The sequence below is a fragment of the Aestuariivivens sediminicola genome (assembly GCF_022662015.1).
Taxonomy (GTDB): domain Bacteria; phylum Bacteroidota; class Bacteroidia; order Flavobacteriales; family Flavobacteriaceae; genus Aestuariivivens; species Aestuariivivens sediminicola.
Window position 1 is genome coordinate 199,888 of sequence record NZ_JAKMCM010000003.1, and the last position, 20,228, is coordinate 220,115.

Below are 20,228 nucleotides of genomic sequence, written 5' to 3' on the forward strand. Positions count from 1 at the left end.
GGTCTTCAGTAATTTGAAGACCTTTTTTGGTTGTCATTTGATTGGTTTATTGAAGTGACTTATTTCTTTCTTATGCTTCCTGAAGAACTGTCTTTTTTATCCACGCGCTCCGGATTTCCATAATAATTGATATCACCACCACTGGATGCCCTTGCAGTAAGCTGTTTGGAGGTATTTATAGTGATATCTGCACCGCTCGTGGCTTTTACCTCACTGGACTCTGCAAACAATTCACCTGCTTTAATATCACTTCCACTAGTAGCTTCTGCTATTAAAGTATTGGTTTTTCCGGACAACTTTAAATCGCTTCCACTAGTCGCTTCACAATGCAGTGTAGAGGTGTTTACATCCAATTTCATATCACTTCCACTGGTCGACCTCAAATTTAAATTGTCTGCATTAATCGTGTTTGTTGAATACACATCACTTCCGCTTGTGGAAATAATTTGGGAAATATCCCTGAAGCTCACCAAAACTTTTTTAGCCTTGCTGTAGCCAATGTTTTCCTTAGTGTGAATTTTTAAAACACCATCCTCTATATCGGTTAAAATAAGATCATGGAGGTTTTCATCGGCTTCAATGACAATGCTTTCATCTGTGCCTTGCGTCAGATAAACATCTAAACCCTCTGTGGCTTTTATGGTAGTGAAATTTTCATGTACTATGCGTTCTTTCATGACGACGTCGCCGTTACCCCGAACACCCATTCCGAAGTTCATATCGAAATTACAGGAAAAAAGTGTTACTCCAGTTAAGGTAGATACAATGATTTTAATAAGTGTTGTCATAACGAGTTGTTTTTTGATTGATGATTAAATTTTAAGTAAAAATCTTAAGAATATTTTTATTTTGATAATTGTTAATACCGAGTTGTCGAATTATTATGATGAATTGTCATTCGTCTACCGATTTCACTGAAAGCCCATCACTATCCAGGTCGACTTTTACAGATTCTGTACTGCCTTTAATGGCATTACGTTTTATGGAGAGCGAAGAACTATCTACTTTTACTTCTACGCCCTCGTCATTTATCTTTAAGCTGGAGTTGTCATCGTTAATATCGACATCGACATCGAATGTCTCTTCAGGGCAATCTAAGCACTCAATATCGCTATCAAGAATTTTCAAATACTGATCAACATCTCTCGAAGTTACAATTGTGTTGTTATATCTGCTGAAATGCAGTACTGATTTTGTGCTCTTACTAAAATTAACTATTGTGCCCTCCGGTAAATAAAGAACGACGGTTACTTCTTGATCGCTAAATTTATTTTTGGGATCGGTTGTTAAAAAGGATCCCAGATAAATTTCGTCCTCGTCAATGGTATAGGTATAATTGATATTTTTAGCACGCTCCCTGGCCTTTTCATAACTTCTGCCATCTGCATTTTTGTCAATTATTAGTTTTCCAATGGAATCTGTCGTAGATCTTACAATTAAGGTAACATCTGATGAATAAATCGTTTTTTCACCATTTTCATTCTGACCGATTCTAAACCCATGACTGTGCCTAAAATTAGAGGTATTGTAAAAGTCATTAGTAAGCATTTTCACATACAGTGTATCCGTTGCTTTAATGTTGACTTCCTTCTTTTCTAATACCGACTCATCGAATGCATGCTCACTTGCCTGACGAATACCGGCAACAACTAAACCGATTACAGAGATTAACCATACACCTAACAATGTAAATTTGGCAATGTTTCCAATAGATTTTAAATTGTTAATTAAAATTTTCAAGCCTAAATAGAACAAGAAAAAGAATGGTATTCCTACAGCAAAAAAGGTGAGAAGTGAAATGAGCCATACAGGTGTTTCTCCGGCATTAACGATATCTACAATATCTAAACCAGGGATATGGATAATATCAGCCACGCCAATTGAGAACAATCCTATAATCAGTCCAATTAAGGTGGAGGCTCCGATTATCATCAAAAGTATACCAATGAACTTGGCAAATACTTTAAAGAAAAATAATATAACTTCTCCCAGCGTATCAAAAAAGGTTCGTGAAGATGATTTTATAGAGCTCGCCTGTTTTTTTACATCGACATTTTTGGCAACGTCAGATACATTTTTGGCGGCTTCAGAAACCGAATCTTTAACATTTTTTGCCACATCGGTAACGGTATCAGTTACATTGTCAAAACCGTCCTTGATTTTTTTTTCTATATTACTAATGTTAACAGGCTCTCCCGTCATCATTAGCTTTTCAGCCGTGGTTTTAGCTTCGGGGACGAGCACCCAGAACAGGATATAAATAAATATAAACGTACCTCCTGAACCAATTGAAAGTAAAATCCAAAGCAATCGGATCCAAAGGGCATCAATACCTAAATAATGACCCAAGCCGGCTGAAACACCACCTATATAGGAATTATCCATATCACGGTACAATTTTTTGGTTGGGGAAGAAGATCTTCTATATGATGTTTTAGGATCATCCTCAAAGATTTCATCATCAACCAGGTAATCTTCAGGTTGTCCCATGATGGCAATGATTTCATCTACCTCTTTTAGCCTGATAACCTGCTTGTCGTGTTGCACGCGCTCACTAAAAAGTTCAGCAATTCGCGATTCAATGTCTGCAATTATTTCGGAGCGGCCTTGAGAATCAGTAAATGAACGTTTTATAGCCTCAAGATAGCGTTGAAGTTTTAAATAGGCATCTTCATCGATATGAAAAAATATACCTGCTAAATTTATGTTGACTGTTTTATTCATTTTTTTGTTGTTTTTTGTCGTGTTACTATGTTTACTGCATTTTGAAGTTCACCCCAGGTTGTGTTGAGTTCTTTCAAAAAAAGTTTACCTGTTTCGGTTAACCCATAATATTTTCTCGGAGGTCCAGATGTTGATTCTTCCCATCTGTAATTCAAGAGTCCTGCGTTTTTAAGTCGCGTTAGTAGTGGGTAAATGGTTCCCTCTACCACAAGCAACTTAGCGTCTTTAAGCGTATCTAAAATTTCTGCTACATAAGCGTCCTCATCTTTTAGAACTGAGAGTATGCAGAATTCCAGTACCCCTTTGCGCATTTGTGCTTTTGTGTTTTCTATCTTCATGTTCTAAAGCGTTTTAATAAGGTGAAACTGTTCATTTTTTGATTGATTGATTGATTGATTGATTGATGATATATTAATGATTCATTTTAAAAAATTTATAGTCAATGGATAGTTGTATAATTCCCCGTTGCGTGCTTTCAGACTTGCCCGGATGATAAGTGCCAATTCAATAATAAAGACAAGGATCATGAGGGCTCCTAAGCCACCTCCAATATATAAGAGGGGTGAAGGTTTACCAATATTGATATGAAAATCATGAAATCCATTAAACTCCATAAAATCCAAACCTCCCAGAATTTTAAAAATAAAAAGAGGAATGGTTATGGAACCAATGATAATAGCATAGAGTAAAATGCTAATTTGGAAATTTAATGCTTGTTTGCCATGATGATCAATGAAGTCTGATTTGTCCTTGTTCGTTACCCATAAAATGAGCGGCCCTATAAAATTTCCAAAGGGAATGATGAACCTACTAAAAGTAGATAAGTGAATTAATGTAGCGATATTTTTTTGATGATTGTCTAACATGATTTAAAACATATAATAGTTTCTTATGCAAATATATATCTAAAAGAAGGTATTATGCAATACAAAGTACTAAAATTTAACATATATTTAACAAATAAGAATAGAATTATATCTTTAAATTAGTCTGGCTTTAAACCATCAATTAATGAAGATAACACCTAGAAAACTCAATCTGTTCATGCTGTTTCGATTACCTTCGGCTTATTTATGCGGTGTTCGGCAAAAATATATCGATCCGTTTAAAAGTGTGGTAACGGTAAAATACCGATGGATCAATCAAAATCCTTTTAGGTCCATGTTTTGGGCTGTTCAGGGAATGGCCGCTGAATTTTCTACAGGGGCATTAGTGACACTTAAAATACGAGAAAGCGGAAAAAGGATGTCCATGTTAGTGACATCCAATAAGGCATCATTTACTAAAAAAGCAACGGGAAGAATAACATTTACATGTAATGACGGGGGTTTACTGGATGCGGTTTTAGAGAAAGCTGTAAAGACCGGGGAAGGGCAAACCGTTTGGATGACGTCCCTTGGCGTTAATAAAGAAGGATTGGAGGTGTCCAGATTTCAATTTGAGTGGAGTATAAAAGTTAAAAATTAAAATTAGTTCCTACTGATTCCCGGGTTTTCTTTATCAGTCGAAAAACGACACCGTTATAAATTTTATCAACCTTCCTTAAATTTTTAAAAAGGTGTAACAAAAACCAAAACATATCAACAAACTAGTAAATCAAAAAAACAAAATATGACAGCACACGAAATTGATTATAGAATCTACGGGGAAGAAATGCAGTACGTGGAAATTGAACTGGACCCACAAGAAGGAGTTATTGCCGAATCTGGCAGTTTTCTGATGATGGATGATGGGATTAAGATGGAAACCATTTTTGGAGACGGTTCTCAAAAGGATTCCGGATTTTTGGGTAAAATATTAGGCGCAGGTAAACGCATCCTAACAGGGGAAAGTCTGTTTATGACAGCCTTCTATAATGTGCTTTCAGGTAAGCGCAATGTGTCGTTTGCCTCTCCGTATCCCGGTAAAATAATTCCAATAGACCTTACCGAATACGGAGGTAAATTTATTTGCCAAAAAGATGCTATCCTTTGTGCGGCAAAAGGGGTAAGTATAGGTATTGAATTTTCCAAGCGTCTTGGCCGTGGTCTTTTTGGGGGAGAAGGATTCATAATGCAAAAACTGGAAGGTGACGGTATGGCATTTGTTCATGCCGGAGGAACAATGGCAAAAAAGCGTTTACAGCCTAATGAAATTTTACGCGTAGATACAGGATGTATCGTTGGGTTTACACAGAATATTGATTATGACATAGAGTTCGTTGGGGGTATTAAGAATACTATTTTTGGAGGTGAAGGTCTGTTTTTTGCAAAATTACAAGGTCCTGGAGAGGTCTATATTCAGTCTTTACCATTTAGCCGATTGGCAGGACGCGTATTGGCTTCGGCTCCAAAAGGTGGAGGTAAGGACAAAGGAGAGGGCAGTATTTTAGGCGGTTTGGGAGATCTATTGGATGGAGACAATAGATTTTAAGGTGTTAAAAAATTTAAATTTATAGGTCCCTAAGCAATTTTTTGTTAAATTTAGACGTTAAATTTTAAATCTTGCAGCCTATAGTCTACTTTTACCTTTTCAAACCAAAATCTTAATATTAATTATGGCAAGAGCAATGCTTGAGTATACCAAAACTGTACTCCACAAAGTTAGTTTTGATGTTACGTTGTTTTGCAAAGAGGTTCAAAAGGCTTTAACACGATTACTGCCCTACGAAATTGAAGAGCTGAAGAAGTTCATTCAATCTCTAATTCAGCAAAACCCAGAATTAAATCAATGTTTAATCTATTTAAAACCATAATTTGAAAAGCGGCCTTTAGGTCGCTTTTTTGTTTTTGGATAACGGGCTAATAATCTGAACGTTTTGGAAGGCAATTGCACCGCGTATAATACCTGATATTACATCTTGCAATGCTTCAATAATTTGCATTTTTAATTCACTCTTATGATATATGAGGCTAACTTCCCTCGCCGGTGTTGGTTCATTAAAATAGTGAATGTTTTCTTTGTCCTTTTCATTAATATCCAGGGTGTGTAAATAGGGTAGAAGGGTCATGCCCAGTCCTTCATTTGATAGCTTTACCAAGGTTTCGAAACTCCCACTTTCAAGCTGAAATTTATCTTCTGTATTATCCTTGAAAACCTTACATAGGTTGATGACACCATCTCTAAAACAATGGCCGTCTTCCAGTAAAAGCATGTCATTCAAGTCCAGATCCTCAATATTAATTTTTTTATTTTGGTGAAGTCGATGATTTTTAGGAATGTAACTTACAAAAGGTTCGAAATATAGCACCCGTTCTTTAATATCGTCCTCTTCCAGGGGTGTAGCCGCAATGGCAGCATCCAAATGCCCTTCTTTTAGCTTTTGGATTATATCTTCAGTGGTGAGTTCCTCGATCTTTAATTTTACTTTAGGATGTTTCTTAATGAAACTTTTTAAAAACATGGGTAACAAGGTGGGCATTATTGTCGGAATCATGCCCAATTTGAATTCACCCCCAATAAACCCTTTTTGCTGGTCTACAATATCTTGTATACGGTAAGATTCATTTACGATATTCCTTGCCTGAGTTACTATTTTTTTACCAACCTCTGTCAGCTCGATCGGTTTTTTACTACGATCGAATATTTGAACATCCAATTGGTCCTCAAGCTTCTGAATTTGCATGCTTAATGTGGGTTGCGTAACGAAACACTTTTCCGCAGCCTTTGTAAAATTTTGGTTTTCGGCAACGGCTAAAACGTAATATAATTGGGTGATGGTCATTGAGATTGATTTAGATTATAAAAATATAAAAACTATCAATAAAATTTATTAAAATATACACTTATTATAAATTAAATTTGTAGTGAACCAAAAAATAAGAAGTTATGTTAACATTAAATAGTATTGGCTTAGATGCCACCAAAATAAATGAATTAGCACATGATTTAAATTATCTGCTGGCTAATTTTCAAATTTATTATCAAAATTTAAGAGGAATCCATTGGAACGTCAAAGGAAAACGTTTTTTTGAATTGCATGTTAAATTTGAAGAATTATACAATGATGCAAACTTGAAGGTTGATAGCATTGCAGAGCGTATTCTTACGCTTGGAGAAGTGCCATTGCATACCTTCGAGGACTATTCGAAAAACGCTCAGGTTCCCGTTGGAAAGAATATTTCAGAGGATGAGAAAGCCGTGAGGTTAATTGTACATTCTCTTACTGAATTGTTAAAGATTGAACGTGGTATACTGTGGAAGTCAGACCAAATGGATGATGAAGGAACAAATGCCATGATGAGCGACTTTATTAAAGAACAAGAAAAAACGGTTTGGATGATGAAGGCCTGGTTAGGCGAAACTGTTTAGTTTGGTTAATTGTTAGTTTGGATGCCCGTTAATTCATTTTAACGGGCATTTTTTTTATAAGGAAATCACTTCGCTCGATTGCTATAGGGAAAAAGCAATTAATTAGAATTATATATTACATTTGAATCAGAATAATTAATACCCTTTCAGTTATCCATGTTTTATCTTATTGATATTTTAGGGACCATTGCCTTTGCCATATCTGGCGTTCTCGTGGCCATCAACAAGAAGATGGATCTTTTTGGGATATTTATCATTGCCTTTGTAACAGCAGTAGGAGGGGGGACTTTAAGGGATTTACTTATTGGTTCCACCCCGGTGAGTTGGATGCAGGATATGACATTTACCTATGTGATTTTGGCTTCAGCGGTATTTGCCATAATTTTTCGAAGGAAGATTAATTATTTAAGAACTTCTTTGTTCTTATTCGATACTATTGGTATTGGGTTGTACACCGTGGTTGGAATTGAGAAGGGCATGCATGCAGAATTGCATCCCATTATCTGTATCGCCCTCGGAACGATGACCGCAAGTTTTGGAGGTGTTATAAGGGATATTTTGTGCAATGAAATTCCTGTTATATTTAGAAAAGAAATCTATGCGACAGCTTGCATTTTAGGGGGTCTCATCTACTTTCTTTTAAGTGAGCTACCCATTGAAAACAATTTCGTATTTGTAATTTCCGGAATTGTGGTGATTGTAGTGAGATTACTGGCTGTGAAATTTAAAATTGCCTTACCGACCATTTATAAGTAAGGTTTAAATTCCGATCATTTCTCCCTAATCGTTTATCCCATTTGAACTTCAAAATGGTTTCGTCTTACCTGTAATAATTGTAGGTTCCTTGTAACTTTGTCAACCCAATTCGATGTTTAAGTAATACTCCCGGTCAAGGTCATTTATTCAATGATCTCCACATTTCGAATAAAGATGTTTTTAAGTGGCCAATCGGCTTCGTCTGTTTCAACTGCGGCTATTTTATCCACAACATCCATACCATTAATAACCTTACCAAATATGGTGTAATCCCCATCTAAAAAGTGAGCACCACCGCGTTGTTGTACAATAAAAAATTCGTACGGAGAAGCCAGTTTATGCGGATTATCAATTTCACTACTGGGCATAGAAATGACACCCCGTTCATGTGTAAAGCCCCGTTTCGTATCTTTTGGAAGCAAATATTTTCCAATTTTTCTTCGTTTTCTCGCCGTTTTTCTATCATCGCTATTTCCTGCCTGAATCATAAAATTATCAATCACCCTGTAAAATTGCGTATCCTTAAAATAGTTTTGCTTCGTTAAAAAAATAAAATTCGCACGATGGAATTTCGTTTCATTAAAAAGAAGAATATCAATAACACCAAAATCAGTTGTCATTCGAACTTTATTCTCCTTGTTCTCCTTTTCGTAGTGCAGAAAAAATTCCATGGCATTTTTCTCGGTTAACTCCGGAAAGGTGCGCTCAGGTGATTTCTTTACGGTTTTCTTTAGGGACTTTTCTGCCTTTTTAGAAACTGTTTCCTGTTCAGGCATGTCATTTTTTTTAGATTTTCTATCTTCACAATTCAGAAATAGTATGAGACAACTAAATAGAAGGGCAATACGCATGTAAATGAATTTTGATGTTTTTATCAGATCGATTTCAAAAATAAAAAATATCGAGCTACCGGCCGAAGCATCCCACTTTAAAATGGTACCTCCACTACGTAGGGAGCTTCTCAGAAACCAGAGAGGAAAGGTGTCCAATGCCAGACTGGCCGGAGTATTAGCACTGTTTTTTCCTGATCGTAATGGCCAAACTAATTTTGTGGTCATTTTACGAAAGACCTATAATGGGGTACATTCTGCTCAGGTAGGATTTCCCGGAGGGAAACTTGAAATACAGGACCAAACGCTTCAGGACGCTGCACTAAGAGAAACCTTCGAGGAAATTGGCGTGCCAGAACGAGATGTAGAAATTATTTGTGAATTAACCCAGGTCTACATTCCACCGAGTAATTTCCATGTATCCCCATTTATTGGAATTACCAAACACACTCCTGTTTTCATCAAGCAGGAAGATGAAGTCGAATCTATTATTGAAGTTCCTTTAAGGCACCTCTTAAATGATGCCGTTCTAATTTCAAAAAGGGTAGCCACCTCTTACAACGTTGAGATTGAGGTGCCGGCGTTTCAGCTAAACAATCATATCGTTTGGGGTGCAACGGCCATGATGCTAAGTGAGATTAAAGACCTTCTTAAACAAGTGTTTTAAGTTCTGGAATCCGTTTATGCCTGCTATGGGAACTTCGGTTTCGTATCTATGGCAGACATATCGGTTTTGGCATAGTAATCAAATGTTTAGCCATGTCGTTGGTCTCTATTTTTTTACCAATTTTCAAATGGAAAAAATTCATGTACTTTTGTAACTGCTAACTAAAACATTGACGAAGGATTTATGGGGTTATTTAAGAAAAATCCATTCGGACACATACTCTTTATAAAAAAGTGGATCATTCGTATTCTCGGGTTATTGACGCACAGACGCTTCCGTGGGTTTAATGAATTACAAATTGATGGTTCTGAAGTCATAACAACATTACCGGATAAGAATGTTCTCTTCATATCGAATCATCAGACTTATTTTGCAGATGTTGTGGCTATGTTTCACGTGTTCAATGCAAGCTTAAGTGGACGTGTGGATTCTATAAAAAATATAGGATACCTCTGGAGTCCCAAGCTTAACATTTATTATGTGGCGGCCAAGGAAACCATGAAAGCGGGGTTGTTGCCTAAAATTCTGGCCTATGTGGGCTCTGTGAGCATTGAGCGCACGTGGCGGGCCGATGGTAAAGAAGTGAATCGTCAGGTTAGGATGAGCGATATTTCTAATATCGGTAAGGCCTTGGACGACGGATGGGTGATTACCTTTCCACAGGGTACCACAACGCCTTTTAAACCGATTAGAAAAGGGACGGCGCACATCATTAAGCGCTATAAGCCTGTCGTTGTACCTATAGTTATTGATGGTTTTAGACGGTCTTTTGATAAAAAGGGACTGCGTATTAAAAAGAAGAATATCTTACAGTCTATGGAAATTAAAGCACCATTGGAAATTGATTACGACAATGAATCAACTGAAGATATTGTAAAAAAGATAGAATTTGCTATTGAACAGCATCCTTCTTTCCTTAAGGTCATTTCACAAACAGAACTCGAAGAACAGGAAGCACTCCATAAACTCAGAGAGTGGTAGGAAACTAACTGATGGATGGATCACAGGCATTATATTATCTATAAACCTTATGGCTATTTAAGTCAGTTTGAAACCAATTCCAAACAACAGAAAAGGAAAAAGTTATTGGGAGAATTGTACGATTTTCCAGATGGTATTATGGCTATAGGGCGTTTGGATGAAAAGTCAGAGGGCTTGTTGTTATTGACTACGGATGGTAAATTGAGCGACTACATTAATAGTCGAAAAGTAGAAAAGGAATATTTTGCCTTGGTTGATGGAAAAGTCTCTAATAAGGCCATTACCCATTTAAGCCGTGGTGTTGAAATAGGATTTAATGGGAAGAAATATGTAACCCGACCATGTAAGGTGTTGAAGTTGGAACAGGATCCAGCCTTACCTGAGCGTTCAAAGAAAATTAGGGATGCACGACATGGTCCAACCACCTGGCTCTCCATCAGGCTGCGAGAAGGAAAATTCAGGCAGGTGCGAAAAATGACCTCTGCCGTTGGGTGCCCCACTTTACGACTGGTAAGGGTAAAGGTTGGTGCGATGCAATTAAATAATATGCAGGTGGGCGATGTCATTGAGGTGGACCGCTTTGCATTGTAAAGAAGATATTTAGCTGGTTACCTGTCGATACCTGTTGGCACTTGTTATTGTAAACACATAAACGATTAATTCAGCCCCCTATTTTTAGGCTTCTAGTTTCTTTAGTTCCTTATAATTCTTATTTAAACGCCTTAATAACAGTCCATATATGAGCTTATAAAACAGCCAGATGATAACAATAAACGCGGAGGTAATAAAAATTAGGACCAGAACTAATAACAGCAATCTATTATTACTTAAGTTCTCCAACATACTTACTGCTTCCGGATCATGTGTAAAGGAATAATAAAAACCTATAATTAAAGAAACCCCGGCCATAACCAGATTATAGAGCACATAATATTTTACAATCTTTCGAGTTCTCAGAATACTCTCCATCAGCTTTTTGGCACTATCTGTAACCGATATGGTTTTTTGAGATTTGTACAGCAGATATATAAACAAGATAATAACGGCATAGCTAAAAATGGTGAGACCAATAAAGAGATTGTCATTCTGATAAATGTGTTCCAATTTGTCCTTGTAGCTTTTAGAGTATACAAAGGGTATGGAGTTTATTAGAATCCAAAATACGAGTTCTGCAACACTGATATAAAATAATATCTTTACAATCGAAGACGACTTCTTATGCAGCATGGGGTAAATATCCTTACTCGACAGGGTTTTACCATCTGGTTGTTTTTTGTTCCAATCCTTTTTTAATAAATCTAATTCATCCATATGTTTAAGGATTTAACAGGGTTTTAAGTTTTGTTTTCACTCGGTTCATCTTCACTCTTGCATTGACTTGACTTATACCTAATGTTTCACTTATTTCTTTATAGTCCTTGTCCTCTAAGTACAGAAATACAAGGGCCTTCTCAATATCATTCAATTTATGAATGGCTTTATACAGCAGTTTCAATTGTTGTTCTTCCGTGTCGTCATAATCTTCAGCCTTGATCTTAAATTCAACCCCGTCGAAATCCTGCGTTGTAATGTTACGTTTGGATTTCCTGTAAAGGGTAATTGCCGTATTCAGGCCAACGCGATACATCCATGTACTGAATTTTGAATCGCCTCTAAACTTGGGATAGGCCCTCCAAAGTTGAATGGTAATCTCCTGAAACAAATCATTGTGCGCATCATAACTATTCGTGTATAGACGACATACTTTGTGTATGATGTTCTGATTCTTTTCCAGTAATTCTACAAAACTATGTTCGAGTTCTTTGTTCAATGTAATGGGTTGGTTCTTCTGTAAGTAGCTCAGATGATCAAAATGTTACAATAAATTAATTTCTATAATCTAAAGCAGGTGCTCTATCACCCAGTAAGGGCTTGTAACTGTAATTTTCACCTCGGACATTTTGGAATTCTGCCTGAGCAGTTTCAATGATACGACGGTCAGAAAACAGGTCGATTGCTGTTGCCGTTAATGTTTTGGCCGCAACCATCATTCCTTTAATTCCAATGGTCGTTCCACCGGCAGCAACAGCTTGCCAACTATGTGCCGGGGTATCTGGCACCCAGGTAGCAGCAACGAATGTCCCTGTTGGTGCATTAAAGCTGACATCTCCAACATCTGAGGATCCCGCACCTTTCGGATTTAAGGTGGTGCTGTAAGGTAGTACACCACGTGTGTATGTCGTGTTTGGCATGTCTTTATTTAAGCTCCTGGAGATTTTATTAGCGAAGGCTTGCTCTTCCTCGTTATAATGATAACCTCCGATCTTAACCAGGTTTTTATAGAGTAATTCCTGAAGGGTGAAGTTATGCAGCATCTCATGAGTACCACCAATTAATTCAAAATCCGTTGTGGTTCCCGTTCCAAGTGCCGCCCCTTTGGAAGCTTGCACAACCCGATTAAAAATGTCGATCACCGTTTCCCTGTTTGGATGTCTTACGTAATAATAGACTTCGGCGAAATCAGGTACCACGTTGGGCGCCTTACCGCCGTCGGTTATCACATAATGAATGCGTGATTCCTGGGGAATGTGTTCTCTCATCAGGTTCACCATATAGTTCATGGCCTCAACAGCATCTATGGCCGAGCGCCCTTTATCAGGAGCTGCAGAGGCGTGGGCGGAAACACCATAAAACCTGAATTTTGCTGATGTGTTAGCCAGTCTCACTTTCGGATTCGCACTGTTCTTATTGGACGGATGCCAGTCCAGTACGGCATCGACATCATTAAAAAGTCCTGCCCTGGACATGTAAACTTTTCCGGAGCCACCCTCTTCGGCAGGACATCCATAATAGCGAATGGTACCGACAATGTTGTTGGCCTGTAACCAATTCTTCACACTTATTGCCGCTGCTACCGAAGCCGTACCCAGAAGATGGTGTCCGCAGGCATGTCCTGCATTTTTACCGGCCGATTTTTTTTGCGCTATCGCTTGCTGGGATAATCCGGGCAACGCATCGTATTCTCCTAAAAAGGCAATGACGGGTTCGCCGGAGCCATATTCAGCAATGAATGCCGTAGGGATATCGGCGACACCCACCTTTAAATTAAAGCCTTCATTTTGTAGGGTATTTTGTAATAATGTGCTGCTTTTCTCTTCTTGGTATCCGAGTTCCGCATATTCCCAAATGGTATTGGCAATGGCACTATAGACCTCAGCATTTTCATCCAGATCCTTCAAGACTTTTGTGCTACTTGATTGTGCAGATGAGATCGTGTTCAATAGGAGTCCTATCAGCAGCAGATAAATTGTCTTCATAATGAATTTTGGTATAATGGAATGTAAATTTAAGAAAATAGATTTTCCTTGAAAATGAAATTAAAGATGTCCCTCTTGTGAGGTTAGTGATAGTCATTTTTACAATTTAAGTTTCATTTTCATCCATTGGGTCCCTGTTTTTCTTCAATTACCTTATTCTAAAAATTTATTAAATTATAAGTTGATAAAAGATCATTTAAATAGCTAATAATCAGTAATTAAATATTTGATTATAGATTTTGTTTATAGTGGGTTTTTAATACAGTAAGCGCTAGTTGATACTCGCAAAACTTAAATCGTGATGTAACAAACGAATGCCGCAAAATTATCAGATGTGTCCATCAGTATTTAAGTTAATAATAGGTTCGAACAATTAAGAAAGCATGTTACCTATATAAACTTTACAATTCTATTTTTCCTGATATCTCGACAAAAAAAATGATGGCATAAGTTTAATTGGGTCTTCATGTGAAGTGATGAGACCGGTCCACCGCTTGCTACAAATTTTCATAACGAATTATAAAGAGCCCAATGCATTGTCATGGTATAGCCGATGGAAAATGGTTTTAATGAGCATGATCTCGAATAGACTTCGTTGTTGAAGGTCGTCATTTCATCATCAAAAAATTACAATTCGGTTCATTTAACTTTTAATCAAAAAAGTTGCGCGTCATTTTTGTACCACTTTTTACATGTTAATCAAAAATTGAAACAGGAAATGAAACGCATATTAACCATTATATTTGTCTTAATTCCCATGTTGTTCGTGGCCCAGACCAAAATAGAAGGCATGGTGACCACAGCCAAAGGAAATCCGATTGAAGGGGCTAATATTTATTTGCAGGGCACATATGATGGCACCACTAGTGATGAAGACGGTCATTTCTCGTTTTTAACTTCGGAGCAGGGCACCCTAACTTTAATCCTGTCATATCTCTCTTTTGAGACCTACAAGATGACTGAAGACGTTCATAATATGAATCATTTACAAATTAGTCTTAAAGAGGATATTAATGCTTTAGACGCTGTGGTCTTGTCGGCCGGTACTTTTAAGGCAGGAGATAACAGTAAGATAAATGCATTAAAGCCTCTTGATGTGGTAACCACAGCAAGTGCCTTGGGTGATTTTGTGGGTGCCTTGCAAACCTTACCGGGAACCTCCACAGTAGCAGAAGACGGTCGCTTGTTCGTACGTGGCGGAAATGCAAATGAAACCCAAATTTTTATCGATGGTATTCGCGTCTTTACACCTTATACACCTACCACGAACAATGCACCAACAAGAGGTCGGTATTCACCGTTTTTATTCGATGGGATTACCTTTTCCACCGGGGGCTATTCAGCAGAATACGGACAAGCGCTGTCTGGTGTCCTGCTGTTAAATACCATAGATGAACCCGATCAAAATAAAACAGATATTGGTATTATGAGTCTTGGTGCGACCTTGGGTAACACCCAAAAGTGGGATAGTGGTTCTCTAAGTATGAACATGTCTTATATTAATCTTGCACCCTATAATGCCATTTTCCCAAACCGGAATAATTTTATCGATCCCTTTGAAGCACTTTCAGGTGAGTTGGTTTTTAGAAAAAAAACCAACAATGGGCTGTTTAAATTATATAGTGCATATAGCAACACCGGATTCGAGTTAACACAGGAGGATATAAACAACCCTCAAGGGGCATATTTTAAGCTTAAAAACAATAACGGCTATGTAAATACGTCGTATTGCGGGGTTTTAAAGCACGCCTGGTCTATTCAGGGGGGATTGGGGTACACGCGCGATACTAACAGCCTGATCCTTGATGATAACCACATTGACGGCATTGAAAATTCATTTCATGGAAAGTTGAATCTAAAAAAGCGGTTTAGTAAGCGATTGATACTGCATTCTGGTATAGAGTATTTTAATTCTCAGTTCACTGAAACATTCAGTAATGAGGAGATCGACCGCGCTCGCTATGGATACAGAAATAATATTGCAGCCGTGTTTAGTGAAATGGATATATTCATATCCAAAAAATTGGCTTACAAGATAGGCCTGAGAACAGAGTACAGTGAATTGTTGCATGATTTTAATTTGGCACCGAGATTGTCGGTAGCCTATAAGACTTCAAAAAAAAGTCAGTTGTCCCTGGCCTACGGCGACTTTTATCAAATGCCGTCAAGCCAGGTTTTGAAATATCACCAGGATCTTCAACCGCAGGACGCGAAGCATTATATTTTAAATTATCAGTTCAATGCTGATGGAAAAATATTTAGGGCCGAGGCCTTTTATAAGACCTACGATAATTTAGTGAAGTATGATACTGATTTTCCCGGTTTCGATAGTCAATACAGCAGCCTGGGGAATGCCTACGCCAGGGGTATTGATTTGTTTTGGCGTGATAATCGAAGTTTACAAAATGTAGACTATTGGATCAGTTATTCCTATTTAGATACCCAGCGCAATGATAGCAATTACCCGCAAAGGACGCAGCCAGGTTATGCCAATAAACACAACCTGTCCCTGGTCGGGAAATACTGGATAGAGGATTGGAGAAGTCAGCTCGGAATGAGCTATACGTTCTCATCAGGACGACCTTATACCAATCCGAATAGATCCGGATTTTTAAACGACAGAACAAAGCCTTACAATAGTTTAAGCATTAACTGGGCCTATTTAATCAGTCAGCAGAAAATCCTTTATGCCTCCGTGAACAACGTCTTAGGATTTAGAAATGTGAATGGCTATCAATATGCCAATTCACCGGATACGAACGGGACTTTTAACCGACGTGCCTTACTACCTGCAGCAGATCAATTCTTTTTTATCGGATTCTTCTGGACCTTGAGCACAGATAACAAAAGTAACCAACTGGATAATCTGTAAGCGCAGGTCCAAATTAACGATCTCCTGCATGTGCTCAACCCAGATTTAAGAAATTTTGACACCTTAACACGGGTTCTGAATGTCAAAATTTCAGCAATCTGTTAAAGTAACCCTAATAAACATGTCAATATTTACATTATTTGATTTTGGTATTTTATTTGTTCCCATATGGCTGTATAACAAATGTTTAACTAAAAAAAATAATAATTATGAGCAATCTAGTGACATTACCAAAAAATGGAAATTTAGCACGCAGACATAAAAATAGGTTGCCGAATTTCCCCGGATTATCAACTTGGTTCGACGATTTTACATTGGGTGAATTCCCATCGATGTTTTCTTCAAATTTCAACACCGGTATTTCAATGCCCAAAGTAAATATTAAGGAAGTCTCAGATGCTTTTATCGTAGAAATGGCAGTGCCTGGTTTAAAGAAATCAGATTTCGATATCAATTTAGACAACAATCTGTTATCTATTTCTGCAGAAATAAAGCAAGACAACGACAACAAGGATGCTGATTATACGCGAAGAGAATTTGGATATGCTTCATTTAAGAGAACCTTTACCTTACCTGAAACCGTTAATGACAGCAAAATAAACGCACATTACAACGAAGGTATTTTAAGCGTTCATCTTCCTAAAAAAGAAGAAGCAAAACAAAAACCTTCCCGATCCATTAAGATTTCCTAGAACGAAATAACCTGTTTTGTAAAGCCTGTTTATCAACAGGCTTTTTTTATGGCCTGGGGTGAAGTGGATAGGTCATGCTTCATGATATATATCATAGTAAATAAATCGTCTTTTTAATACATTTAAGTTAATAAATTTTAAAAGTCATGCGAGCAAAAAAGAACCCCGAGTTAGAAATAGGCCGAAATAGCAGCCTTTATTTTGCTGTAGGGTTAAACCTTATGCTTTTCCTGACCTGGCAAGCATTGGAGTATAAGACCTACGAGCAATCGATTATTGATATCGGTGTGGTTGATGTTGTAGAGGAAATGGAAGAAGAAATTCCTGTTATAAATATTAATACACCCCCACCGCCACCGCCTCCTGTGGCAGTTCAGGAATCCATCCAAATAGTAGAGGATGTTGATGAAATAGAGGAGACTGTAATAGAAAGCACCGAGACGAATCAAGAAGAAGCTATTGAGGAACGGGTTGTGGAAATTAGCGAGGTAGAGGTTGATGAAGTTGAGGAAGACGTTGAGGTTCCCTTTGCTGTTATAGAGGAGGTCCCTGTTTTTCCAGGTTGTGAAGGATTGAGTAAAACCGAATCGAAAGCCTGTTTCCAATTGAAGATGCAGGAGCATGTGGTTCACCATTTCGTATATCCTGAAACTGCATTGGATTTGGGTCTTCAAGGACGTGTATCGGTTATATTTGCAATAGATTCTAAAGGTTACGTCACAGGTATCAGATCACGTGGACCAGATCGGATTCTGGAAAAAGAAGCCGAACGCATTATTGGGTTATTGCCTAAAATGGTTCCGGGTAAACAACGCGGTAAGCCCGTAAAAGTTACGTATGCGGTTCCCATCTTCTTTAAATTCCACGAAGGTTAACCGATTTTAACTTGTAATGGCGCCTATATAAATGAATAAAATTCATTTGATAGGCGTTTTTTTTGCACGTGCATTAATCCTTGAACCAGCACCAACCGGGTATCTGGCCTATTGCCTTTACAACAAAGTGTCCATTTATTACAATTGAGAATAAAAAAACTACAGTTCGGTAAAGGCTTTTTTATAATGCAGCACTTTCAGGGGATATTTGTTTCGTAAAGCAAACTGAAATAGTTCAGTATTAAATCTTATAAACATGAAACAAATCATCTATCTCACCTTAGTTTTGATCTGCGGATCATTGCAAGCGCAATCGAATTATGAAAAGGGGATGCAAACGGCCTTTCAGTTGTGGCAGGACAATCCGATTGAAGCATCAAACCTATTCGAACGTATCGCACAGGCAGAGCCCGACAATTGGCTGCCGTCCTATTATGCGGCCCAAATTAACATTATTAAAAGCTTTAATTTAAAGGATGTAGAAAAGCTCACCGCCCAACTCAATAAGGCACAGGGCTTAATTGACAAGGCGGCGACACTATCTGAGGATAATCCTGAACTAATGGTCCTTCAGGCCTTGCTGCACACAGCCTGGCTGGCCTTCGATGGCGCAACATACGGCAGAACGTTATCCCCGAAGATTAGAGAAATTTACATGAAAGCCGAACAAATTGCACCGGAAAATCCCAGGGTAAAGTATTGTAAGGCAGAATGGGACATGCGAAGTGCCCAATATTTCGGTCAGGATACCAGCCCATATTGCAAAGATTTGGAAAAAGCCTTGGAACTTTTTGCTAACTTTAAACCGGAAACACCGTTTCATCCAAATTGGGGTGAAGAGCGCACTGCGTCGTTGTTCGAATCCTGTAGTCAATAATTTTTATTTAATAAAGGAACATGTCAAGATCTTTTAAAAATATCATTTTAGTTTTCATTATTGGTTGTGCCGTGTTTGTTGTCGGGCATATCTTTTCCGGGGGTTTCCATTTTGAGAGTACGAATGAATTTCTGATCGATTTTACATTTTACCAACTCTATTCGTTTGTATTAGGCTATTCCAATATGTATTTTTTTGATTATCTGAATGGTTTACATTGGAAACCCAACAGTCTGGTAAAGCGCATCCTTGCAGGTGTTATCGGGTCTACACTCTTGACTTTAATGGGCCTGTTTTTTTTAAGGGCACTTACTTCTGTAATTTTTAACGGTCAGAGTCTTACGGCTTTTATTGCCAATGAAACATGGCGGAGCTATACTTTTGGCTTTTGGATTACCCTTAGTATTGTTGCTATTTTTCATCTCATTTATTTTTATAACAAATACCAACAGAACAGGATAAAGGAACAAAAAGTAATTGCCGGTACGGCCAGTGCTAAGTTCGATGCATTAAAAAATCAGTTGGATCCCCACTTTTTGTTTAACAGTTTGAATGTTTTAACGAGCCTCATAGATGAGAATCCGGAAATGGCTCAAAAATTTACGACTTCGCTTTCAAAAGTATACCGTTACGTTCTGGAGCAGCGGGATAAGGAATTGGTTACCGTAGATGAGGAACTCCAGTTTGCAAAAACCTACATGTCTTTATTAAAAATGCGATTTGAAGATAGTATCGTTTTTAGCATGCCGGAACAGGCATCAAATCCGGAAAGTAAAGTCGTTCCGTTGTCCTTGCAGTTGTTATTGGAAAATGCTGTTAAACATAATACAGTAAATTCAAGTAGCCCCTTACATATAAAAATCTATGAGGATAAAGGCGCATTAATAGTCGAAAACAATTTACAACCCAAACAAATCTTAAAAAAGAGTAGCGGTGTTGGACTGACGAATATTAAACAGCGTTATAACCTACTTACAGACAGAAAAGTAAATATTTATAAAGAAACAGATAGGTTTGCAGTTGCCTTACCTATATTAACAAAACAAGTATCAATCATGAGAACATCATCACACACAAATTTAGACGACACCTATGTAAGGGCTCGTAACTATGTGGAAGAACTTAAACATTTGTATTACAATATCATATCCTATTGTTTGGTTATTCCTTTTTTAATTTTCATTAATTACCAGACATCCTGGGATTTTAAATGGTTTTGGTTTCCGATCTTCGGCTGGGCTATCGGCATTGGAATTCAGGCGTTTCGTTTATTCATCAATAATGGAGCCTATGGAAGAGATTGGGAAAAACGGAAGATCGAGCAATTTATGAGGGAAGAAGAAAATAAATGGCGTTAATATCACTACA

Annotated in this window: 22 protein-coding genes; 13 read left to right on the forward strand and 9 right to left on the reverse strand. The window is 37.7% G+C overall.

The annotated features are described in order from the left end of the window. Nucleotides 1-59: 59 nt before the first annotated feature. The 4 genes from MR041_RS08375 to MR041_RS08390 form a co-directional block, all read right to left on the reverse strand. Complete coding sequence (locus MR041_RS08375; protein ID WP_242093160.1) at nucleotides 60-788, reverse strand: head GIN domain-containing protein; 729 nt, start codon at nucleotides 786-788, stop codon at nucleotides 60-62. Nucleotides 789-894: 106 nt separating this feature from the next. Next, nucleotides 895-2,724 carry a PspC domain-containing protein gene (locus MR041_RS08380; protein ID WP_242093161.1) on the reverse strand — a complete coding sequence of 610 codons (1,830 nt, stop codon included), beginning with the start codon at nucleotides 2,722-2,724 and terminating at the stop codon, nucleotides 895-897. Beyond that, on the reverse strand, nucleotides 2,721-3,062 hold the full coding sequence (locus MR041_RS08385) for a PadR family transcriptional regulator (RefSeq protein WP_242093162.1): 342 nt from the start codon (nucleotides 3,060-3,062) through the stop codon (nucleotides 2,721-2,723). The genes MR041_RS08380 and MR041_RS08385 overlap by 4 nt, the downstream gene beginning before the upstream one ends. A gap of 81 nt (nucleotides 3,063-3,143) precedes the next feature. Continuing rightward, on the reverse strand, nucleotides 3,144-3,590 hold the full coding sequence (locus tag MR041_RS08390; RefSeq protein WP_242093163.1) for a DUF4870 domain-containing protein: 447 nt from the start codon (nucleotides 3,588-3,590) through the stop codon (nucleotides 3,144-3,146). Nucleotides 3,591-3,735: 145 nt separating this feature from the next. On the opposite strand from MR041_RS08390, the gene MR041_RS08395 reads away from it, so the two are divergent. The 3 genes from MR041_RS08395 to MR041_RS08405 all read left to right on the forward strand — a co-directional run bounded on the left by MR041_RS08395 (nucleotide 3,736) and on the right by MR041_RS08405 (nucleotide 5,458). Continuing rightward, nucleotides 3,736-4,191 (forward strand): DUF4442 domain-containing protein, encoded by a 456-nt coding sequence (locus MR041_RS08395; RefSeq protein WP_242093164.1) that lies wholly within the window; start codon nucleotides 3,736-3,738, stop codon nucleotides 4,189-4,191. A 144-nt stretch (nucleotides 4,192-4,335) separates the two neighbouring features. Next, nucleotides 4,336-5,136: a TIGR00266 family protein gene (locus MR041_RS08400; protein WP_242093165.1), complete on the forward strand. Its 801-nt coding sequence runs from the start codon at nucleotides 4,336-4,338 to the stop codon at nucleotides 5,134-5,136. A gap of 124 nt (nucleotides 5,137-5,260) precedes the next feature. Then, nucleotides 5,261-5,458, forward strand: a complete 198-nt coding sequence (locus MR041_RS08405) for a hypothetical protein (RefSeq protein ID WP_242093166.1) — start codon at nucleotides 5,261-5,263, stop codon at nucleotides 5,456-5,458. Between the two features lie 15 nt (nucleotides 5,459-5,473). On the opposite strand, the gene MR041_RS08410 is transcribed toward MR041_RS08405, so the two are convergent. Next, nucleotides 5,474-6,427: a LysR family transcriptional regulator gene (locus MR041_RS08410; RefSeq protein ID WP_242093167.1), complete on the reverse strand. Its 954-nt coding sequence runs from the start codon at nucleotides 6,425-6,427 to the stop codon at nucleotides 5,474-5,476. Nucleotides 6,428-6,531: 104 nt separating this feature from the next. Between MR041_RS08410 and MR041_RS08415 the strand changes: the two genes are divergently transcribed. Together MR041_RS08415 and MR041_RS08420 are read left to right on the forward strand one after the other, a co-directional pair. Further along, on the forward strand, nucleotides 6,532-7,014 hold the full coding sequence (locus MR041_RS08415; RefSeq protein WP_242093168.1) for a Dps family protein: 483 nt from the start codon (nucleotides 6,532-6,534) through the stop codon (nucleotides 7,012-7,014). A 156-nt stretch (nucleotides 7,015-7,170) separates the two neighbouring features. Then, nucleotides 7,171-7,770, forward strand: coding sequence for a trimeric intracellular cation channel family protein (locus tag MR041_RS08420; protein WP_242093169.1), 600 nt, complete (start codon nucleotides 7,171-7,173; stop codon nucleotides 7,768-7,770). A gap of 143 nt (nucleotides 7,771-7,913) precedes the next feature. On the opposite strand, the gene MR041_RS08425 is transcribed toward MR041_RS08420, so the two are convergent. Then, a complete protein-coding gene (locus tag MR041_RS08425) occupies nucleotides 7,914-8,828 on the reverse strand; it encodes a peptidylprolyl isomerase (protein WP_339328751.1) in 915 nt (304 codons plus the stop codon). Between MR041_RS08425 and MR041_RS08430 the strand changes: the two genes are divergently transcribed. The 3 genes from MR041_RS08430 to MR041_RS08440 all read left to right on the forward strand — a co-directional run bounded on the left by MR041_RS08430 (nucleotide 8,821) and on the right by MR041_RS08440 (nucleotide 10,839). Next, nucleotides 8,821-9,267, forward strand: coding sequence for an NUDIX hydrolase (locus tag MR041_RS08430; RefSeq protein ID WP_339328752.1), 447 nt, complete (start codon nucleotides 8,821-8,823; stop codon nucleotides 9,265-9,267). The two genes, MR041_RS08425 and MR041_RS08430, sit on opposite strands and share 8 nt — an antisense overlap. A 183-nt stretch (nucleotides 9,268-9,450) precedes the next feature. Further along, nucleotides 9,451-10,248 carry a lysophospholipid acyltransferase family protein gene (locus MR041_RS08435; protein ID WP_242093172.1) on the forward strand — a complete coding sequence of 266 codons (798 nt, stop codon included), beginning with the start codon at nucleotides 9,451-9,453 and terminating at the stop codon, nucleotides 10,246-10,248. A gap of 15 nt (nucleotides 10,249-10,263) precedes the next feature. Continuing rightward, the gene (locus MR041_RS08440) at nucleotides 10,264-10,839 is read left to right on the forward strand and encodes a pseudouridine synthase (RefSeq protein WP_242093173.1); all 576 of its coding nucleotides are present in this window, start codon (nucleotides 10,264-10,266) and stop codon (nucleotides 10,837-10,839) included. A gap of 84 nt (nucleotides 10,840-10,923) precedes the next feature. Here MR041_RS08440 and MR041_RS08445 read toward each other — a convergent pair whose 3' ends face one another. Genes MR041_RS08445 through MR041_RS08455 form a run of 3 tightly spaced genes read right to left on the reverse strand, consistent with a single transcriptional unit; the run spans nucleotide 10,924 to nucleotide 13,544 of the window. Next, nucleotides 10,924-11,559 carry a hypothetical protein gene (locus tag MR041_RS08445; protein WP_242093174.1) on the reverse strand — a complete coding sequence of 212 codons (636 nt, stop codon included), beginning with the start codon at nucleotides 11,557-11,559 and terminating at the stop codon, nucleotides 10,924-10,926. Between the two features lie 4 nt (nucleotides 11,560-11,563). Continuing rightward, on the reverse strand, nucleotides 11,564-12,058 hold the full coding sequence (locus MR041_RS08450) for an RNA polymerase sigma factor (protein WP_242093175.1): 495 nt from the start codon (nucleotides 12,056-12,058) through the stop codon (nucleotides 11,564-11,566). 55 nt (nucleotides 12,059-12,113) lie between these two features. Next, a complete protein-coding gene (locus MR041_RS08455; RefSeq protein ID WP_242093176.1) occupies nucleotides 12,114-13,544 on the reverse strand; it encodes an amidohydrolase in 1,431 nt (476 codons plus the stop codon). 718 nt (nucleotides 13,545-14,262) lie between these two features. On the opposite strand from MR041_RS08455, the gene MR041_RS08460 reads away from it, so the two are divergent. The 5 genes from MR041_RS08460 to MR041_RS08480 all read left to right on the forward strand — a co-directional run bounded on the left by MR041_RS08460 (nucleotide 14,263) and on the right by MR041_RS08480 (nucleotide 20,218). Beyond that, a complete protein-coding gene (locus MR041_RS08460; RefSeq protein WP_242093177.1) occupies nucleotides 14,263-16,416 on the forward strand; it encodes a TonB-dependent receptor in 2,154 nt (717 codons plus the stop codon). A 209-nt stretch (nucleotides 16,417-16,625) separates the two neighbouring features. After that, nucleotides 16,626-17,108 (forward strand): Hsp20/alpha crystallin family protein, encoded by a 483-nt coding sequence (locus tag MR041_RS08465; protein WP_242093178.1) that lies wholly within the window; start codon nucleotides 16,626-16,628, stop codon nucleotides 17,106-17,108. Nucleotides 17,109-17,254: 146 nt separating this feature from the next. Next, the gene (locus tag MR041_RS08470; RefSeq protein WP_242093179.1) at nucleotides 17,255-17,983 is read left to right on the forward strand and encodes an energy transducer TonB; all 729 of its coding nucleotides are present in this window, start codon (nucleotides 17,255-17,257) and stop codon (nucleotides 17,981-17,983) included. Nucleotides 17,984-18,239: 256 nt separating this feature from the next. Next, nucleotides 18,240-18,860, forward strand: coding sequence for a hypothetical protein (locus MR041_RS08475; protein WP_242093180.1), 621 nt, complete (start codon nucleotides 18,240-18,242; stop codon nucleotides 18,858-18,860). A gap of 20 nt (nucleotides 18,861-18,880) precedes the next feature. Beyond that, complete coding sequence (locus MR041_RS08480; protein ID WP_242093181.1) at nucleotides 18,881-20,218, forward strand: histidine kinase; 1,338 nt, start codon at nucleotides 18,881-18,883, stop codon at nucleotides 20,216-20,218. Nucleotides 20,219-20,228: the final 10 nt, after the last annotated feature.

Excerpts from the sequence above, each read along its gene's own strand:
- MR041_RS08375 (WP_242093160.1), bottom strand. The coding sequence starts at position 788 with ATGACAACACTTATTAAAATCATTGTATCTACCTTAACTGGAGTAACA.
- MR041_RS08380 (WP_242093161.1), bottom strand. The coding sequence starts at position 2,724 with ATGAATAAAACAGTCAACATAAATTTAGCAGGTATATTTTTTCATATC.
- MR041_RS08385 (WP_242093162.1), bottom strand. The coding sequence starts at position 3,062 with ATGAAGATAGAAAACACAAAAGCACAAATGCGCAAAGGGGTACTGGAA.
- MR041_RS08390 (WP_242093163.1), bottom strand. The coding sequence starts at position 3,590 with ATGTTAGACAATCATCAAAAAAATATCGCTACATTAATTCACTTATCT.
- MR041_RS08395 (WP_242093164.1), top strand. The coding sequence starts at position 3,736 with ATGAAGATAACACCTAGAAAACTCAATCTGTTCATGCTGTTTCGATTA.
- MR041_RS08400 (WP_242093165.1), top strand. The coding sequence starts at position 4,336 with ATGACAGCACACGAAATTGATTATAGAATCTACGGGGAAGAAATGCAG.
- MR041_RS08405 (WP_242093166.1), top strand. The coding sequence starts at position 5,261 with ATGGCAAGAGCAATGCTTGAGTATACCAAAACTGTACTCCACAAAGTT.
- MR041_RS08410 (WP_242093167.1), bottom strand. The coding sequence starts at position 6,427 with ATGACCATCACCCAATTATATTACGTTTTAGCCGTTGCCGAAAACCAA.
- MR041_RS08415 (WP_242093168.1), top strand. The coding sequence starts at position 6,532 with ATGTTAACATTAAATAGTATTGGCTTAGATGCCACCAAAATAAATGAA.
- MR041_RS08420 (WP_242093169.1), top strand. The coding sequence starts at position 7,171 with ATGTTTTATCTTATTGATATTTTAGGGACCATTGCCTTTGCCATATCT.
- MR041_RS08425 (WP_339328751.1), bottom strand. The coding sequence starts at position 8,828 with ATGACCACAAAATTAGTTTGGCCATTACGATCAGGAAAAAACAGTGCT.
- MR041_RS08435 (WP_242093172.1), top strand. The coding sequence starts at position 9,451 with ATGGGGTTATTTAAGAAAAATCCATTCGGACACATACTCTTTATAAAA.
- MR041_RS08440 (WP_242093173.1), top strand. The coding sequence starts at position 10,264 with ATGGATCACAGGCATTATATTATCTATAAACCTTATGGCTATTTAAGT.
- MR041_RS08445 (WP_242093174.1), bottom strand. The coding sequence starts at position 11,559 with ATGGATGAATTAGATTTATTAAAAAAGGATTGGAACAAAAAACAACCA.
- MR041_RS08455 (WP_242093176.1), bottom strand. The coding sequence starts at position 13,544 with ATGAAGACAATTTATCTGCTGCTGATAGGACTCCTATTGAACACGATC.
- MR041_RS08460 (WP_242093177.1), top strand. The coding sequence starts at position 14,263 with ATGAAACGCATATTAACCATTATATTTGTCTTAATTCCCATGTTGTTC.
- MR041_RS08465 (WP_242093178.1), top strand. The coding sequence starts at position 16,626 with ATGAGCAATCTAGTGACATTACCAAAAAATGGAAATTTAGCACGCAGA.
- MR041_RS08470 (WP_242093179.1), top strand. The coding sequence starts at position 17,255 with ATGCGAGCAAAAAAGAACCCCGAGTTAGAAATAGGCCGAAATAGCAGC.
- MR041_RS08475 (WP_242093180.1), top strand. The coding sequence starts at position 18,240 with ATGAAACAAATCATCTATCTCACCTTAGTTTTGATCTGCGGATCATTG.
- MR041_RS08480 (WP_242093181.1), top strand. The coding sequence starts at position 18,881 with ATGTCAAGATCTTTTAAAAATATCATTTTAGTTTTCATTATTGGTTGT.